Origin of the sequence: Sphingopyxis bauzanensis (genome assembly GCF_002205675.1) — a bacterium.
Taxonomy (GTDB): domain Bacteria; phylum Pseudomonadota; class Alphaproteobacteria; order Sphingomonadales; family Sphingomonadaceae; genus Sphingopyxis; species Sphingopyxis bauzanensis.
The window spans coordinates 438,366-454,147 of sequence record NZ_NISK01000003.1; the positions used below are offsets into that span (position 1 = coordinate 438,366).

Below are 15,782 nucleotides of genomic sequence, written 5' to 3' on the forward strand. Positions count from 1 at the left end.
TTTGCATGTAGGCGATGGCGATGCGAGCCGCCATAGTGTGTGAGGTAACAACATGGGAGGGGTCGCATGGACGTCAGAGGAAAATTGGCGCTGGTAACCGGAGGTAGCGACGGCATCGGGCGCGAGATCGCGCTGCAACTGCAGGCGGCGGGCGCCGATGTAATCGTCACGGGCCGTTCGGTCGAGAAGTTGCGGGCGATGGCGGCGCTGGGGTTCGGAACGATCGCGGGTGATCTGTCGACCGCGGCAGGCGTCGATGCGGTGGTAGGCGGGGTCGCGGGCAAGCCGCTCGCGTTGCTTGTCAACAATGCCGGCGTAGGCAGCGAATATGAGCTGGATGACGTTGCGACGCTCGATAGCGCGGCATTGTGTATCCGCACCAACCTCGACGCCCCGATCGCGCTCTGCACGCGCCTACTGCCGAAGCTGCGGGCCCAGCCCGAGGCGGCGATCGTCAATGTGACGTCCGGCCTTGCCATCGCGCCGCGGGCAGGCGGCTCGATCTATTGTGCGACCAAGGCCGGGCTGCGCAGCTATACACAGGCAATCCGGCATCTGCTCAAGGACAGCAATGTCCGCGTGATCGAGGCACTGCCGCCTGTCGTCGAGACCAATATGACTGCGGGCCGCGGCGGCAAGAAGATGAGCGCCCACGACTGCGCCGCCGAAATCGTGCACGGCATCCGTACCGGCAAAAGCGAGGTTAATGCCGGGATGGTGAAAATGCTGCAGCTCGTCCACAGCATCTCGCCGGCATTGGCGCGGCGGATCATGATCAAGTTTTGAAGCCCGGCGACAATCGACGTGGCGCGTGGGGACCGCGTCATGCAAAGTTCAGGAAAGTTCAGCCCTATGCGCGCCGCGATCAGGACCTTGCGCGGCGGCGGATTCGCCGCTGGATGAAGGCTGGCACAGCGCAATAATGCAGGAAAGGCCTTTTGAGGGCGGTGTTCGCTTTGGGGGCGAGCAGACGTCTCCATAAACCGTTACCGCCGCGAAGGCGGGGGCCGCTATCGGTTTACTCGGCTGCGCAGGATAAGGCCGATGGCGCCCCCCGCCTCCGCCGGGATAACGATGGAAACTATGGTAGCTCTTGGCCACTCGCCGCCGCTCACCCCAAAGCAAAACGCCCGCGGAAATCCGCGGGCGCCTTGTTTCAGCGATGTCGAAACGCGTCAGCCCTTGGCGACGCCCGCGATCGCCTGATCCACCAGCGCTTTGTCGGCGCTCGCATCATGCTTTTCGGCAATCAGAGCCGCAGCAGCCGCCGTCGCTGCCTTGGCGGTCGCAGCGCGGACTTCGGTCAGCGCGGTCGCTTCGGCCGCCGCGATGCGGTCTTCGGCCATCTGCTTGCGGCGACCGATCAGCGCGGTGGCGTCTGCCTTTGCCTTCGCGACGAGCGTCTCGGCTTCGCTTTCGGCGCGAGCGCGCATATCCGCAGCTTCCTTAACTGCGCCGGCCAGCTTCGCCTCATACTCGGCCTTCAGCGATTCGGCGTCGAGCCGCAGCCGTTCGGCTTCGTCCAGCTGCTTCGAAATTTCGGCGATGCGTTTGTCGAGCATCGCCGCGATCGCGCCCGGCACGCCTTTCCAGACGAGGATGCCCAAGAAAACGAGCATCGCGATCGACACCCACACCGTTGCGTTCAGGCCGAACGCGGTCGGTTCGACGGCGCCCTCGGCAAAAATCAGCGTCAGATTAGCCATGGAGCACCGCCTTTACCGCCGCCTTGGCATCCGCCGCACCGACTTTCACGCCCGACAGCTTGGCGACCAGGTCGCCCGCCGCTTCGGCCGCGACCGACTCGATTTCCGCCATCGCCGACTTGCGCGCTGCCGCAACATCGGCCTCTGCGGCTGCCAACTTGTCGCCCAGTTCGGCATCGACCTTGGCCAGACGCTTTTCGGCGTCCTTCGCGGCCTTGTCCTTGGCTTCGGCGACCGCCTTCTGCGCAGCGACGCGGCTCGCGTCGCTTTGCTGGCGATAGCTTTCCTCAAGACCGTCGGCGGCGGCATGCGCCGCCTTGGCCGCCGCCAGATCGTCCGCCACCTTGCGGTCGCGGGCGTCCACGGTCGCTTCGATCTTCGGCAACATGCCGCGGCCGATCACAAGGTAAATCCCGGCGAATACGACCAGCAGCCAGAACAGCTGCGAGGCAAGATACCAATTGTCAGCGGTGAGCTGGGCTATTTGGGGCATGAAAGGCGAACCTTAACTTACTGAAAAACCTGCCACGAAACCGATCCCGCCGGGACCGGCCTCGCATATCGTCACCAAATCAGACGACGAAGAGCAGGATCATCGCAACGACGAACGCCAGCAGACCGAGAAGTTCGGCAGCGGCGAAGCCGATGAACAGGCGACCCTGCTGGCCGTCGGCGGCAGCTGGGTTGCGCAGTGCGCTTTCGAGGAAGCTACCGAACACGTTGCCCACGCCGATGGCGGCCATGCCGGCACCGATGGCTGCCAGACCGGCACCGATCAGCTTTGCTGCTTCTGCGTCCATTATAATTACTCCTTGGTATAATCGTTTGAAAGTAAACGTAACTTAGTGAAGGTTGACCGCGTCGTTGATATACAGCGAGGTCAACAGGGCGAAAACATAAGCCTGGATGCCGGCGACCAGCAGCTCGAGCGCGCTGATCCCGATCATCAGGATGAAGCTGAGCACCGACACGATCGAACCGAGCCAGAGCGTTTCGGCGTTGAAACCGTTGATCACGAAGCCCGACAGCACCTTGAGCAGCACGTGCCCCGCAGTCATTGCGACAAACAGACGCAGCCCCAAGCTGAACGGGCGGACCATGAACGACACGAACTCGATCGGCGCGATGATCGGGATCATCGGCAGCGGCGTACCGTGCGGTACGAACAGCGAGAAGAAGTGCAGGCCATGGCGCCAGAAGCCGACGACGAGGACGATGGCGAAGCTGATCAGCGCGAGCACGCCAGTGATCGCGATGTGGCTGGTCACGGTGAAGGGATGCAACCCCAGCACGCCCAGCGGCAACATGCCAAGCAGGTTACAGAACAGGATGAACATGAACAGCGAGAAGACATAGGGCGTATATTTGCGGCCTTCGCTGCCGATATTCGCCATCATCATGTTCGAAATGAAGCCGGTGAAGCCCTCAACCGCAGCCTGCCAGCGACCCGGAACGAGCTGACGGCGCATGCCGCCCCACATGAACAGGCCAAGCGCGATCGCTGCGACGATCATCCACAGCGCGCTGTTGGTGAACAGGATGTCGTGCCCGCCCAAGTTGAAGCCACCGCCGAGCGGGGTCACCTCGAACTGGTGCATCGGGTCGATCTTGCCGGATTCCGCCGCCACTCTTCACTCCACGCGTCTGGCGAGGCGGCGGGTGCGCCGTCTCGCTGAAAATATCTTGCGCACCCCGCTATTTGGGCGGCGTCTTTGACAGGCGAATGATGTTCCGAAAGGCCACGATTATGCCCATGAACAACATCACCAACAAACCCCAGGGCGACGTTCCCGCGAAGCGGTCAATCAGCCAGCCGAACAAGGCACCGCCGATTAATCCACCCAACAGTTCAGCCAGAACGCGGTTGCCGAGCCGGTAATTGGCATCGGATTCCGGTCCGGCGTTCACCGCGGTCCGTTTTGCCTCTGCGGCTTCGGCCCGGTCCAATCGCTTGTTGAGCGAGACCAGGCGCGAATCCTCTGAGCCAAGTTCCGGATCGCTGCCGTTCCCCTTCATTTTGCGCCATCCTCCTGAAACAGAACCGGAAAACCCCGATTCCGCCTGCGAAAAAAGGCCCGAAAAATCGGGGGACCCCTAAGGCGCGGTCCGTTTAGGAATGACGCCCCATTAAGTCAATGCCCGCCCCTAACACAATTGCTGCCATGCACAAAAATGCCGCCGCGTTTAGGGGCGCGGCGGCATGGGGCGCCCGCGGGCGCTATTGGAAGCTGGACGCGTTACGGACAACTGGCGTTGCGGACCGGCGGGCTGCCATCGCGGGTCAGCCAGCGGCCGTCGGGCGCCTGATATTTCTCGCCCGGCTTGGTGTTCGCAATCAGGTTGCAGCCGCTGGTAAAGGCGAATTGCTCAACCGTGCTGCCGGTTGCCTGCGCGCGCTCGGTATAGGCGGCTTTGCGTTTGATATTGAGATCCTGCACCAGCGCCCGAATCGCCGGGGTAGGGGTACTGGCAAAGCCAAGATAGCCGTCGGGCTGCTCGCCGATCTGCCCTGCGGCACGCGCCGCAGCATAAGCGGGATCGCGCTGCGCCATCGCCGACGGCACGGCAACCGCAATGGCAGCGGTCGCCGCAATCGCAGCAAGCGCCAGTCCGGTCGGTTTCCACATCTTCACACGCATCATGTCATTCCCTGTCATCAGAATATTTCGCTATTCTGCTCGATGAGCTTTTTGGCGTCACCATCCAGCCTGTACACCACTTCCTGACGAATGTTGATGTTCAGGTTGATTTCGATCGGCTTGTCGGGCGTTTCGATCTGCACGCAGCCGCTGAGGACTGTCGCACCGACCAGAACCGCCAGACCGTGACCGGCGATAGTCCGCCTCCTTGCTCCTGTCTTGGGTATGTTCATCGCATGGGCTCGCTTTCTGGAGGCTGAACGGGGGCGGAGCGGGCCTTTTCGGCCGCCTCGGCTTCTTCCTGGGCGCGCATCAGCGCGGGCAGATTTTGTTCGATCAGCAGCGACGGATCGTAAAATCCCTTCGCCGAGGTCAGCAACTGGCGGAACGGCGCCGTAATTTTCACGTTAAAGACCAGCGGGATACTCGCGACCGCGTTGGTCAGGAAATTGCGCGCCGCGCCCTCGCCCTGCCCCACGCCGCCAAACCGAATGTCGGTCACCATTTCGCCATCGAGATCCCCGTTCAAAATGATCGTCAGATCGTCATATTTCAGGCTGCGCAGCGCGCCAAAGGCAAAATTGGCGATCACGCCGAGATTGCGGTTCGACAATTCGCCGACATAGGCGAGCGTCCCGCCGCCCTCGCGCGAATCGATGCGCCCCTCGACGATGCGCCCGCCGAGGCCGCTGAATTCGACCGGCAATGTCCCGTCGAACTTGCCGGTCGCGTTGATATTGTCGAAGCCGAAGCTTTGCAGGAACACCGCCGCATCGACCCCGACGATGTCGAACGACAGCCGCCGCGTCTGCTCGGCGCCGAAATCGAGCGTCGTCGGGTGGAGCAGCAATTGTCCCCCGGCAAAGGGCCAGCTGCCGCCCTCGACCCGCACCCGATTGTCGCCGAGCAGCTGATATTCGATCTCGCCGTCGAGCACCGGGATGCCGGGATTGATTTCCTTGATCTTCGCGATCTGGCCCGGCGCCGACCGCAGCCCGATCAAGTCGTCAAAGGTCAGGGTCGAGGTCAGTCCGCTCACCGGGCCGAACGCTGCGGCCAGGCTGGCGTCGGCGGTAGCAAAGGTGCCGCGGCTGGTCACCCCGTCGGCGGCCCAATCGATGCGCCCGTCGCCGACAATCGATCCCTCGACATTGGCGACGACGCCGAGCGCGAGGCTGGTCAGCTGGTCGGGCTGGAACCGCTCGTCGAACCGCAGTTCCTTGACCAGCAAGTCCGCCGAACCGCTGCCATCCGCCATCCGGTGACGAATGATCGTGTCGAGGATCTTTGTGCCGGTTTGCCGTTCGCTGAAACCCGCCTTGGCGTCGATCACCCCATTGGCAAAGCGCAGCGTCGCGTCGCCACTGACCAGCGGGGCAAAGCGCGCCTCAGGTGCCGCGTCTGTCAGCTGCAGGCCACCGTTGAGCGTCAGCGCACCGTCGGCCAAGCGCCAGACGCCAGCGATCTCGTTCATTTTGAGCGGCACCGCGCCGATCTTGCCGTTGGCGCCCACCAGCTCGCCGACCATGCCCTGCGCGGTGGCGCGTCCGGCGATGGTCTGGGCGCTGAAGCGGGTGAGGCTCTCGCCCTCGCCCAGCCGAAAATCGGCGAGCGCCAGCGACCAGCGCATTGCGGTCAGGTCGAAATTCGCCGGGCCACTCGTCACCGCGAACGGCGACCGACCGTTGGTGCCGCGCAGATTGATGCCGGGGATGCGAATATAGCCGCGCAGCCCGCCCGGTCCGGCGCTGAGCAGCGGTGCGCCGGGGCGGCTGCACAGGTCGATCGCGCTTTGGCCAAGCTGGAAACCAGAAACGGTGATGCGGCCCGCGCTCACTCGGCTGCATCCGCCGTCGAGCGCCAGCGCGCCAGTCGGCGCGACGAAGCCGTTCAGCGGGATGTTCAACCGCTCGATTCGCCCACCGGCCAACGGCCCCGACAACTCGGCGCGCGTCGCAACGCGCAGCAGGCCGGTGCGGTCGCCCGAAAAGCGCACCGGCGCCAGCGCGAGCCTTGCGCCGCTCGCCTGATACGGATCGAGGTTGGCAATTCCCGTTATAGACCCGTCGCCGCGGCGATCGAGGCTGAGCGAGCCCGCAGGCAAGTCGCCGCCGCCAAAACTCCATCGGCCGGCGGCGAGAACGGCGGGCTCCGCGGCTCCGTAAACATAGCTGATTCGGCTGTCCGGGCTACCGGTAAAGCGCGCCCCGCTCGCGCTCGCCAGTTGAGGCGCGATCAGGTCGATGCGCGCCAAGTTCGCTTCGCCCCCCAACGTGAAATTGGCGCTGCCGCCAATGTCGGCCAACATGCGGCTGAGCGCTACGCTGGCTTTGGTCGCCAGCGGCCCGAGCGGGGTTTCGGCAAGACTGCCGACGCTGTTCATCAGCGCGCGCCGCATCGCCGCGCTGCCGCTGGCTCGCGCAAATCTGATCTGGCCGTCGAGCTTCGGCGCGGCGCTGCCGACCACGCCGCGGGCATCAATGCTCACCGTCCCGGCTGCAAAGTCGGCCCCGCGGACCCGCGCCGTATCGGCGTCCACGTCGATTCTTGTCGCGGCTGCCGTGCCTTCAAACTTGGCCAGCAAGCCCAAGCGGTCGGCCCGGACTGTCCCCGCGACGAGCGACGCAACGCTGGCGTCAGCCTCGCCCTTCCAGCTTTGCAAATCCTCCGTCAGCGACAGATCCAGCGCGATCTGCGGCGAAGCTGCGGTCACTCCGCCATCGGCACACGAAATGCTGCCTCCGCGCAAGGGGCCGACGAGCTGCGGACGAACATCGCGCACAAGCAAGGTGCCGTAGAAACTGACATCGCGCCCGCTGCACCCGGCTGCGGTGACGCTGGGTGCGACCAGCGCAAGCTTGCCGGTGAAATCGCGGCGCAAATTGCCGCCCCCGCTTAGCGCCGCGCCAACATTGCCCCACGGCGTTTCAACGCGCGCCAGCGCATCACGCAACACCACGGTCAGATCAGGCAAGGCGAAAGGATCGGTGCTGGTCGGATCGCGAAACTTGTCGAGCGCCCCGAACGACAGGCGATCATTGATGAAGCGGCCGTAGAGCCGGACACCCTCGGCGCGGATTTCGGTGACGTAGGGGCCGGACCAGCCATAGCCCAGCAGCACCTCGACCCTCTTCGCGGTCAGATCGGGGTTTTTGGGATCGCCGATCACCACATCCGACAGCCGCTCGCTGCGGAAACCTATCGAATCGATCTGATATTGCGCCGGTACGCCGCGGCTGCCAAGTTCGTCGCTGATAAACCGGTCGGCAATCGGCTCGCGCGCTACCCACACTCCGGCAATGACCACGATGACCGCGCCCGCGGTCATCCAGCGCTTTTTGAACAGCACCGTCCGGTGACGCCATTTGCGCCGCGGTGTATTCTCGGCTTCAGTCATAACGGGGTCGCGAGATGCCGGAATTATCGCAAGATCGCAGGGCGGCAGATGACGTCATGGCGTTAATTCGTCCCTCGACCCGCCGGTTTTCATCAGAGCAACGCCGGAAATCCCGTTTCGCTGCAACAAATTGGTCCGGATCGCCATCAACTGTGTCCTATGCCCGTTGAGTGCGCCTCACAAGGCGGTTATTCGGACAGCGATGGCCGATGCCGACACGCCGCTCCTCCCCCGACCGTGCGGGCCACCGCGCGCGCCTTCACGGGCGCTGAACTGGTCGAATATCTGCTCGCGCTGGCGATCCCACGCTGCCACACCAAGCCACGGGCCAAGGCGCTGCTGCGCGAGTTCGGCTCGCTGGCACAACTCGTCAGCGCCGATCCCGAATCGCTCCGCCGCGTCGATGGATTGGGCGACACCGGCATTGCGGCGTTGAAAATCGTCCAGGCCGCCAGCCTGCGAATGCTCAAGGCGAGTATCGCGACGAGCCTTTACTGTCGAACTGGGACGCCCTCCCCGACTGGCTACGCGCCGACATGAGGCCGATCGACATCGATCGCGTCCGCGTCCTGTATCGCAATTCGCGCAACATGCTGATCCGCGACGAACTGGCGAACGAGGGATCGATCGACCAGTCGGCGATCTATGTTCGCGAAGTGATAAAGCGCGCGCTTTAGCTGGGGGGCATCGGCCATATCCTCGTCCACAACCACCGCAGCGGCAGCCCCGAACCCAGCCTCCAGAATATCGCGATTACGCGCGAGATTGCGGGTTCAGGAGCGCGGCTGGGGATCGTATTGCGTGAGCATATCGGGATCGGCGGATCGGAATTTCGCAGCTTCCGCGCGATGGGCCGTTTATAGAACGCAACCGGATGCAGCCGCCGGATCGCTCCGACGGCTGCACTACCCCGCGCTTGGCTGATTAGGCGCCGCGCGAAAGAAAGCCGGTCAGTTCGGTATTGTTGACCGCACCCGATTTATCGACATCGGCGGCGGCGAACGCCTGACCGATCCAAGTCTTCACGTCGGCCGATTCAGGATCAACGCCCGGTTCAGTCGCGGCGCGCAGCTTTTTCATCCAGGCTGAGAACTCGGCCTCATTCAGATCGCCGTTGGCGTCGGCGTCATAGGTCGGAAATTCCGTATCGACGATCTGCGCGATCTGGGTCGGCGTTGCCGCTGCGCTCGAAGGTGCCGACTGGGCTGCTGCCGGGGGCGCCGACGCGTCGGGGGTCGGAGCGGGAGCCGGATTGGTTGGCATCGTCGTATCCGGCGCCGGGGCCGACTCACTCGCCGTCGGCGGCGCCATCGGGTCGGCGGCCGGGGCGGTCGTCTGCGCCAAGGCGGGGAAACTCACGGCGGCGCCACCGATCAAAAGCATCTGTTTCAACATAGTCATTCTCCTGAATCATTCGTTGGGGGCGTTATTCCGTTGCGGTGTTATTCGGGGGCCGGTTCGGGGGTCGGTTCGGGCTCAAGGGCAAGCTGGTCAGCCGGCGGGTTCGGCTCGGCTGCCGGGGGTGTGTCGGTCGGCTTGGCGTCCTCGGTCGGGGCCGTGTCGTCCGTGGGCTCGGCGTCGTCGGCGGGCTTTTCATCCGGCGCCGGTGCCATGGTATCGGTGGGCGCCGGTTCCGCGTCCGTCGGCGCAGTCGTCTGCGCCAACACCGGGAAGCTCACGGCTGCCGCGCCGATCAAGAGTAATTTTTTCAACACAGAAATTCTCCTTTCGCGGCGACTTTGCGGGTGATTGCGACCCGTCGCCTTGTTAGTGGGGCATGGAAGCAACCCACCAAATTCCGCCAAGGTTGCGGTGCCGCGCCGTTTGGCGAAACGCCTTGTCCCTGCTACGGGGCGCCCCATCACGGTTCGGCTGCGATTCCGCGACAGAGCGCCCGTTAAGGAAGGAAATTCAATGGTTCCGCGTTACGCCAGGCCGGAAATGACCGCGATCTGGTCGGCAGAGAATCGCTTTCGCATCTGGTTCGAGATCGAAGCGCACGCCACCGACGCCCTCGCCGACCTCGGAACCGTGCCGAAATCCGCCGCCAATGCGCTGTGGGATTGGTGGGCGACCAAACCCGTCATCGACGTCGCCGCGATCGACGCGATCGAGGCGGTTACCAAGCATGACGTCATCGCCTTTCTGACCTGGGTGTCGGAAAATGTCGGCGAAGAAGCGCGTTTCATGCATCAGGGAATGACCAGCTCGGACGTGCTCGACACCTGCCTCGCCGTGCAGCTCGCGCAGGCCGCAGACCTGTTGATCGCCGACGTCGACGCACTGCTCGCCGCGATCAAGCGCCGCGCCTTCGAACATAAGCTGACCCCGACGATCGGTCGCAGCCACGGGATTCACGCCGAGCCCGTCACCTTCGGGCTCAAACTGGCGCAGGCCTATGCCGAATTCGATCGCTGCAAGGCGCGCCTGATCGCCGCGCGCGCCGAAGTGGCCACCTGCGCGATCTCGGGCGCGGTTGGCACATTCGCCAACATCGACCCGCGCGTCGAAGCGCATGTCGCCGCGAAGCTCGGCCTGTCGATCGAACCCGTGTCGACGCAGGTCATCCCGCGCGATCGCCATGCGATGTTCTTTGCCACCCTCGGCGTCGTCGCGGGATCGATCGAACGCCTCGCGACCGAAGTCCGCCACCTCCAGCGCACCGAAGTGCTCGAAGCCGAGGAATATTTCTCGCCGGGGCAAAAGGGTTCGTCGGCGATGCCGCACAAGCGTAACCCGATCCTGACCGAAAACCTCACCGGCCTGGCGCGCATGGTGCGTAGCGCGGTCGTCCCGGCGCTGGAGAATGTCGCGCTGTGGCACGAACGCGATATCAGCCATTCGTCGGTCGAACGTTTCATCGGCCCCGACGCGACGATTACCCTCGACTTCGCGCTCGGCCGCCTCACCGGGGTGATCGACAAGCTGCTGATCTATCCCGAACGAATGCAAAAGAACCTCGACCGCATGGGCGGCCTCGTGCATTCGCAGCGCGTGCTGCTAGCGCTGACGCAGGCGGGCGCGAGCCGCGAGGACAGCTATCTGCTGGTCCAGCGCAACGCGATGCGGGTGTGGGAAAGCGACGGCCAATTGTCACTGCTCGAATTGCTGAAAGCCGACGCAGACGTCACTGCACGCTTGTCCGCGGCACAGCTGACGGAACTTTTCGACCTCGGATATCATATGAAGCATGTCGACACGATCTTCGATCGCGTCTTCGGTGCGGCATAGCCGGACTGGAAAGCCGCGCCAATCTGGCTTAGGGTCGTGATCGACCGACAGAGGAGCATGGAATAGTGGGAATTCTGCGGACGATTATCTGGGTCTTGCTGACCGCCGTGCTGGTCATTTTTGCCATGGCAAACTGGCTTGCCGTCACCGTCACCATCTGGCCGGGTCAAGTGCTCGACACCAAATTGCCGGTGCTGATCCTGGCATCCTTCCTGATCGGCAGCGTACCAATGTGGGTTGCGCTGCGCACGACGCGCTGGTCGCTCAAACGCCGCCTCGACGCCAGCGAACGCCAGCTCGCCGATATGCGCGCGCTCGCCAATCGTCCGGTCGAGCCTGCACCGGTGACGACACCAGCCCCGGCGACGCCCCCCGGAACCGCCTCTCCCTCCCTGCCACTGGATTTTCCATGAGCTCGCCGCTTTATCTCGCCATCGACCATCCCCACCTCGACGCAGCGGTCACGCTGGCGCAAAAGGTGCGGCACCATGTCGGCGGGTTGAAGCTGGGCCTCGAATTCTTCTGCGCCAACGGCCATCACGGCGTGCATGAAATGGCTAAGCTGGGGCTACCGATCTTCCTCGACCTCAAGCTGCACGACATTCCCAACACCGTCGCCAAGGCGATCCAGGCGCTGCGCCCGCTCGAACCCGCAATCCTGACGGTTCACGCCGCCGGGGGCCGCGCAATGCTCGAAGAGGCCAAGGCGGTAGCTGGGCTGAATACCAAGGTCGTCGCGGTGACCGTGCTGACCAGCCTTGACGCGCCCGACCTCGACGACATCGGCGTCGGCGGCACCCCGCACGATCAGGTCGTCCGCCTCGCCGCGCTCGCGCGCGAATCCGGACTCGACGGCATCGTCTGTTCGGGACAGGAAGTGAAGGCGGCGCGCAAGTCGTGGCCCGGCGGTTTCTTCGTCGTTCCGGGTGTCCGTCCCTCGAACGGCAGCGCGGGCGACCAGAAACGTGTCGTCACCCCGGCGCAGGCGATGGCGGACGGTGCCTCGATCCTCGTGGTCGGCCGCCCGATCAGCCAATCGCCCGATCCCGACCTCGCGGCGCGCGAAATCGAAGCGACGCTTTAAGCCCCACCCCGTCCCCGTTCGTGTCGAGCGAAGTCGAGACACCCATCGGAATAGCGCATTGTCGAGGGGCATCTCGACTTCGCTCGATGCGAACGGATAGCTTGAGACCATACCATGTCCCTCCTCGTCAAAATCTGCGGCCTGTCCACCCCCGAAACTATCGACGCCGCCATCGAGCATGGAGCGACACACATTGGCCTCGTCCATTACGAGCCGAGTCCGCGCCACATCGACCTGAAGACCGCCGCCGAGCTGCGCAGACGCGCCGGGCGCCATGTCCAGGTCGCGTTGTTGCTGGTCAATGCGTCACAGCAACTAACCGGCGAAGCGCTGGCGGCGGTGCGTCCCGACATCATCCAGTTTCATGGCAACGAAAGCCCCGAATGGCTCGCCGTGGTCAAGCGGATCGCACCCGCGCAGGTCTGGAAGGCCGTCGGACTGAAGGATGCCGGAACGCTGGAGCGGATCCAGAAATATCAAGGGGCGGCCGACCGCATCCTGTTCGACGCCCCCGCAGCCGCGCTCCCCGGCGGTACTGGCACGCGTTTCGACTGGTCGCTGCTTAAAAACCATCGTCACACAATGGACTGGGGCGTCGCGGGCGGCCTGACCCCCGCCAATGTCGCCGAAGCGATCGCCGCGACTGGCGCGCCGCTGGTCGATGTCTCGTCGGGCGTCGAAAGCGCCCCGGGCGTGAAGGATGTGGACAAGATCGCCGCTTTCCTTAAAGCGGCCCGGTCATGAGCACCCAGCCCAACAGCTTTCGCAGCCAGCCCGACGAGCGCGGCCATTTCGGGATTTTTGGCGGACGCTTTGTCGCCGAAACGCTGATGCCGCTCGTCCTCGACCTCGAACGCGAATATCGCGCCGCGCAGAGCGACCCTGCCTTCGCCGCCGAATTCGACGATCTGCTCACCCACTATGTCGGGCGACCCAGCCCGCTCTATTATGCCGAACGGCTGACCGAGGAACTGCGCAATGACGCCCCTGCGGGCAAGGGCGCACAAATCTGGTTCAAGCGCGACGAGCTCAACCACACCGGCGCGCACAAGATCAACAATTGCATCGGCCAGATCCTGCTTGCGCGCCGCATGGGCAAGACGCGAATCATCGCCGAGACTGGCGCCGGTCAACACGGCGTCGCCACCGCGACCGTATGCGCCCGCTTTGGCCTGCCGTGCGTCATCTATATGGGCGCGCGCGACATGGAACGGCAGCAGCCGAACGTGTTCCGCATGAAGCTGCTCGGCGCCGAAGTAATTGGGGTCGAAAGCGGTGCGCGGACGCTGAAGGATGCGATGAACGAGGCGCTGCGCGATTGGGTCGCCAATGTACACGATACTTTTTACATCATCGGTACTGCCGCCGGACCGCACCCCTATCCCGAGCTTGTCCGCGATTTTCAGAGCGTAATCGGCAAGGAAGCACGCGCGCAATTGCTCGACCGCACCGGGCGTCTGCCCGACCTGCTCGTCGCTGCGATCGGCGGCGGGTCGAACGCAATCGGGCTGTTCCACCCCTTCCTCGACGACCCGTCGGTGAGCATGCTCGGCGTCGAAGCCGCAGGCCATGGCCTCGACAAGGAACATGCTGCCAGCCTCGCGGGCGGCGCGCCCGGCATACTCCACGGCAACCGCACCTACCTGCTGCAGAACGAGGACGGCCAGATCGACGAAGCCCATTCGATCAGCGCGGGCCTCGATTATCCAGGCATCGGCCCAGAACATGCGTGGCTGCGCGACGTCGGTCGCGTGGAATATACCAGCGCGACCGACAAGGAAGCGCTCGACGCCTTCCAGTTGCTCTGCCGCACCGAGGGGATAATCCCGGCGCTCGAACCTGCGCACGCGATCGCCGCGGTGACCAAAGTCGCGCTGGAAATGGACCGTGACGCGATCATCATCGTCAATCTGTGCGGCCGCGGCGACAAGGACATCTTTACGGTCGCCGAGGCGCTGGGGACGCAGATATGACCCGCTTCGCCGCCGCCTTCGCCAAGCCCCACCCCGCGCTCGTCACCTTCGTCACCGCGGGTGACGGCGACACCGCCGCTATTCTCGACGCCCTCATCGCGGGGGGCGCCGATGTCATCGAACTCGGCATGCCATTTACCGATCCGATGGCCGACGGCCCGGCCATACAGGCGGCCAACCTGCGCAGCTTTGCCGCCGGAACGACCACCGCCGACATCCTCACCATCGCCAAGGGCTTTCGCACCCGCCACCCCGACGTTCCGCTCGTCTTGATGGGCTATGCCAATCCGATGACCCGGCGCGGCGCCGACTGGTTCGCGGCCGCGTGCAAGGAGGCCGGCGTCGACGGTATCATCTGCGTCGACATTCCGTTCGAAGAAGACGACAGCCTTGGCTCCGAGCTGCGCGCCGCCGGGGTCGATCAGATCCGCCTTGCAACCCCGACCACCGACGCCGCGCGCCTTCCTGCGGTGCTCGATGGCGCGGGCGGTTTCCTCTATTATGTCAGCGTCGCCGGGATCACCGGGCTGCAACAGGCGGCGCAAGCGAGCATTGAAGAAGCCGTCGCGCGCCTGCGGACCCAGACCGATCTGCCCATCGCAGTCGGCTTCGGTGTCCGCACGCCTGAGCAGGCGGCGCAGATCGCCAGGGTCGCCGACGGCGTGGTCGTCGGTTCGGCGCTGGTCGAACTCGTCGCGCAGCATGGCGCCGACGCGCCACGCCATATCGAAACCTTCACCCGCAGCCTCGCCGCTGCTATCCAAGGCGCAAAGGAGATCGCCGCATGAGCTGGCTCGACCGCGTCCGTAACGCCCTGCCTTTCACGGCCAAGCGCGATACCGCCGACAATCTGTGGCACAAATGCCGCCAGTGCCAGCAGATGGTGTTCGTCAAGGAATGGGAAGATAATCTCAACGTCTGCCCGCGCTGTGATCACCACGACCGCATCGGCGCGACCGAACGCTTCGCCCAGCTGTTCGACGGCGGCCAACACGAAATCCTGCCCGCCCCAGCCGCACCCGAAGATCCGCTGAAATTCCGCGACACCAAAAAATATGTCGACCGCATCAAGGCGGCACGCGCTCAGACCGGCGATCGTGATGCCTATCAGAATTCGTTCGGTCGCATTGCCAGTCAGGCCGCCGTCGTCGGTGTTCAGGATTTCGCCTTCATGGGCGGATCGATGGGGGTCGCAGTCGGCGAGGCCTTTGTCGCCGGGGTCGAACAGGCGATCAAGCGCGGCTGTCCCTATATCGCGATCACCGCCGCGGGCGGGGCGCGGATGCAGGAAGGCACGCTGTCGCTGATGCAGATGCCGCGTGCGACCGTGGCCTTGGCCCGCCTGCGCCGCGCTGGTCTGCCATACATCGTGCTGCTCACCGACCCGACGACCGGCGGCGTGACCGCCAGCTATGCGATGCTGGGCGATGTCCAGATCAGCGAACCCAAGGCGCTGATCGGTTTCGCGGGCCAGCGCGTCATTGAAAACACGATCCGCGAAAAACTACCCGAAGGCTTCCAGCGCGCCGAATATCTGCTCGATCACGGGATGATCGACATGGTGGTGCACCGCAAGGATTTGCCCGAAACGCTGGGGCGGTTGATCGGCTATCTGGCGCCGGAGAAGGCGGCGTAAGGTTTCCTCTCCCTGCAAGGGAGGGGTTAGGGGTGGGTCTCGGCGTTTGGGGCTCGATGCCCCGAACGATGAAATCACTCCGCGACGTTGCAGCGCGGCTTCGCCGCGCACCCACC

At 64.3% G+C, this 15,782-nt stretch carries 18 protein-coding genes and 1 pseudogene; 9 read left to right on the top strand and 10 right to left on the bottom strand.

All coding sequences use genetic code 11. From position 1 onward, the window contains the following. Positions 1 to 66 precede the first annotated feature (66 nt). On the top strand, positions 67 to 786 hold the full coding sequence (locus CDQ92_RS13565) for an SDR family oxidoreductase (RefSeq protein ID WP_088441900.1): 720 nt from the start codon (positions 67 to 69) through the stop codon (positions 784 to 786). Between the two features lie 389 nt (positions 787 to 1,175). Here CDQ92_RS13565 and CDQ92_RS13570 read toward each other — a convergent pair whose 3' ends face one another. The 8 genes from CDQ92_RS13570 to CDQ92_RS13605 form a co-directional block, all read right to left on the bottom strand. After that, a complete protein-coding gene (locus tag CDQ92_RS13570; RefSeq protein WP_088441901.1) occupies positions 1,176 to 1,706 on the bottom strand; it encodes a F0F1 ATP synthase subunit B family protein in 531 nt (176 codons plus the stop codon). Further along, positions 1,699 to 2,199, bottom strand: coding sequence for a F0F1 ATP synthase subunit B family protein (locus tag CDQ92_RS13575; RefSeq protein WP_088441902.1), 501 nt, complete (start codon positions 2,197 to 2,199; stop codon positions 1,699 to 1,701). Before CDQ92_RS13575 ends, CDQ92_RS13570 begins: the two co-directional genes overlap by 8 nt. Positions 2,200 to 2,278: 79 nt before the next feature. Next, complete coding sequence (locus tag CDQ92_RS13580) at positions 2,279 to 2,506, bottom strand: F0F1 ATP synthase subunit C (protein ID WP_003044110.1); 228 nt, start codon at positions 2,504 to 2,506, stop codon at positions 2,279 to 2,281. 42 nt (positions 2,507 to 2,548) lie between these two features. Further along, complete coding sequence (locus tag CDQ92_RS13585; RefSeq protein WP_088441903.1) at positions 2,549 to 3,334, bottom strand: F0F1 ATP synthase subunit A; 786 nt, start codon at positions 3,332 to 3,334, stop codon at positions 2,549 to 2,551. Positions 3,335 to 3,401: 67 nt separating this feature from the next. Continuing rightward, on the bottom strand, positions 3,402 to 3,722 hold the full coding sequence (locus tag CDQ92_RS13590; RefSeq protein WP_088441904.1) for an AtpZ/AtpI family protein: 321 nt from the start codon (positions 3,720 to 3,722) through the stop codon (positions 3,402 to 3,404). A gap of 221 nt (positions 3,723 to 3,943) precedes the next feature. After that, positions 3,944 to 4,348, bottom strand: coding sequence for a YdbL family probable chaperone protein (locus CDQ92_RS13595; protein ID WP_088442251.1), 405 nt, complete (start codon positions 4,346 to 4,348; stop codon positions 3,944 to 3,946). Between the two features lie 14 nt (positions 4,349 to 4,362). Continuing rightward, positions 4,363 to 4,578 carry a YnbE family lipoprotein gene (locus CDQ92_RS13600; RefSeq protein ID WP_088441905.1) on the bottom strand — a complete coding sequence of 72 codons (216 nt, stop codon included), beginning with the start codon at positions 4,576 to 4,578 and terminating at the stop codon, positions 4,363 to 4,365. Further along, positions 4,575 to 7,742: an intermembrane phospholipid transport YdbH family protein gene (locus tag CDQ92_RS13605; RefSeq protein ID WP_229667111.1), complete on the bottom strand. Its 3,168-nt coding sequence runs from the start codon at positions 7,740 to 7,742 to the stop codon at positions 4,575 to 4,577. Before CDQ92_RS13605 ends, CDQ92_RS13600 begins: the two co-directional genes overlap by 4 nt. Positions 7,743 to 7,951: 209 nt before the next feature. Between CDQ92_RS13605 and CDQ92_RS13610 the strand changes: the two are divergent. Next, a pseudogene (locus CDQ92_RS13610) lies at positions 7,952 to 8,605 on the top strand (JAB domain-containing protein). Positions 8,606 to 8,666: 61 nt separating this feature from the next. Here CDQ92_RS13610 and CDQ92_RS13615 read toward each other — a convergent pair. Together CDQ92_RS13615 and CDQ92_RS13620 are read right to left on the bottom strand one after the other, a co-directional pair. Further along, positions 8,667 to 9,137 carry an EF-hand domain-containing protein gene (locus CDQ92_RS13615; protein ID WP_088441906.1) on the bottom strand — a complete coding sequence of 157 codons (471 nt, stop codon included), beginning with the start codon at positions 9,135 to 9,137 and terminating at the stop codon, positions 8,667 to 8,669. A gap of 47 nt (positions 9,138 to 9,184) precedes the next feature. Further along, positions 9,185 to 9,454: a hypothetical protein gene (locus tag CDQ92_RS13620; RefSeq protein WP_144035783.1), complete on the bottom strand. Its 270-nt coding sequence runs from the start codon at positions 9,452 to 9,454 to the stop codon at positions 9,185 to 9,187. Positions 9,455 to 9,656: 202 nt separating this feature from the next. Between CDQ92_RS13620 and purB the strand changes: the two genes are divergently transcribed. The 7 genes from purB to accD all read left to right on the top strand — a co-directional run bounded on the left by purB (position 9,657) and on the right by accD (position 15,666). Then, entirely contained in the window at positions 9,657 to 10,973 is a 1,317-nt protein-coding gene (gene purB / locus CDQ92_RS13625) for an adenylosuccinate lyase (protein ID WP_088441908.1), read from the top strand. A 65-nt stretch (positions 10,974 to 11,038) separates the two neighbouring features. Next, positions 11,039 to 11,386: a lipopolysaccharide assembly protein LapA domain-containing protein gene (locus CDQ92_RS13630; protein WP_169714566.1), complete on the top strand. Its 348-nt coding sequence runs from the start codon at positions 11,039 to 11,041 to the stop codon at positions 11,384 to 11,386. Beyond that, positions 11,383 to 12,057, top strand: a complete 675-nt coding sequence (gene pyrF / locus CDQ92_RS13635; RefSeq protein ID WP_088441909.1) for an orotidine-5'-phosphate decarboxylase — start codon at positions 11,383 to 11,385, stop codon at positions 12,055 to 12,057. The genes CDQ92_RS13630 and pyrF overlap by 4 nt, the downstream gene beginning before the upstream one ends. Before the next feature lie 114 nt (positions 12,058 to 12,171). Beyond that, the gene (locus tag CDQ92_RS13640) at positions 12,172 to 12,801 is read left to right on the top strand and encodes a phosphoribosylanthranilate isomerase (protein WP_088441910.1); all 630 of its coding nucleotides are present in this window, start codon (positions 12,172 to 12,174) and stop codon (positions 12,799 to 12,801) included. Then, complete coding sequence (trpB, locus tag CDQ92_RS13645; protein ID WP_088441911.1) at positions 12,798 to 14,030, top strand: tryptophan synthase subunit beta; 1,233 nt, start codon at positions 12,798 to 12,800, stop codon at positions 14,028 to 14,030. The genes CDQ92_RS13640 and trpB overlap by 4 nt, the downstream gene beginning before the upstream one ends. Continuing rightward, the gene (gene trpA, locus CDQ92_RS13650; RefSeq protein ID WP_088441912.1) at positions 14,027 to 14,818 is read left to right on the top strand and encodes a tryptophan synthase subunit alpha; all 792 of its coding nucleotides are present in this window, start codon (positions 14,027 to 14,029) and stop codon (positions 14,816 to 14,818) included. Before trpB ends, trpA begins: the two co-directional genes overlap by 4 nt. Beyond that, positions 14,815 to 15,666 carry an acetyl-CoA carboxylase, carboxyltransferase subunit beta gene (gene accD / locus CDQ92_RS13655; protein ID WP_088441913.1) on the top strand — a complete coding sequence of 284 codons (852 nt, stop codon included), beginning with the start codon at positions 14,815 to 14,817 and terminating at the stop codon, positions 15,664 to 15,666. The genes trpA and accD overlap by 4 nt, the downstream gene beginning before the upstream one ends. Positions 15,667 to 15,782: the final 116 nt, after the last annotated feature.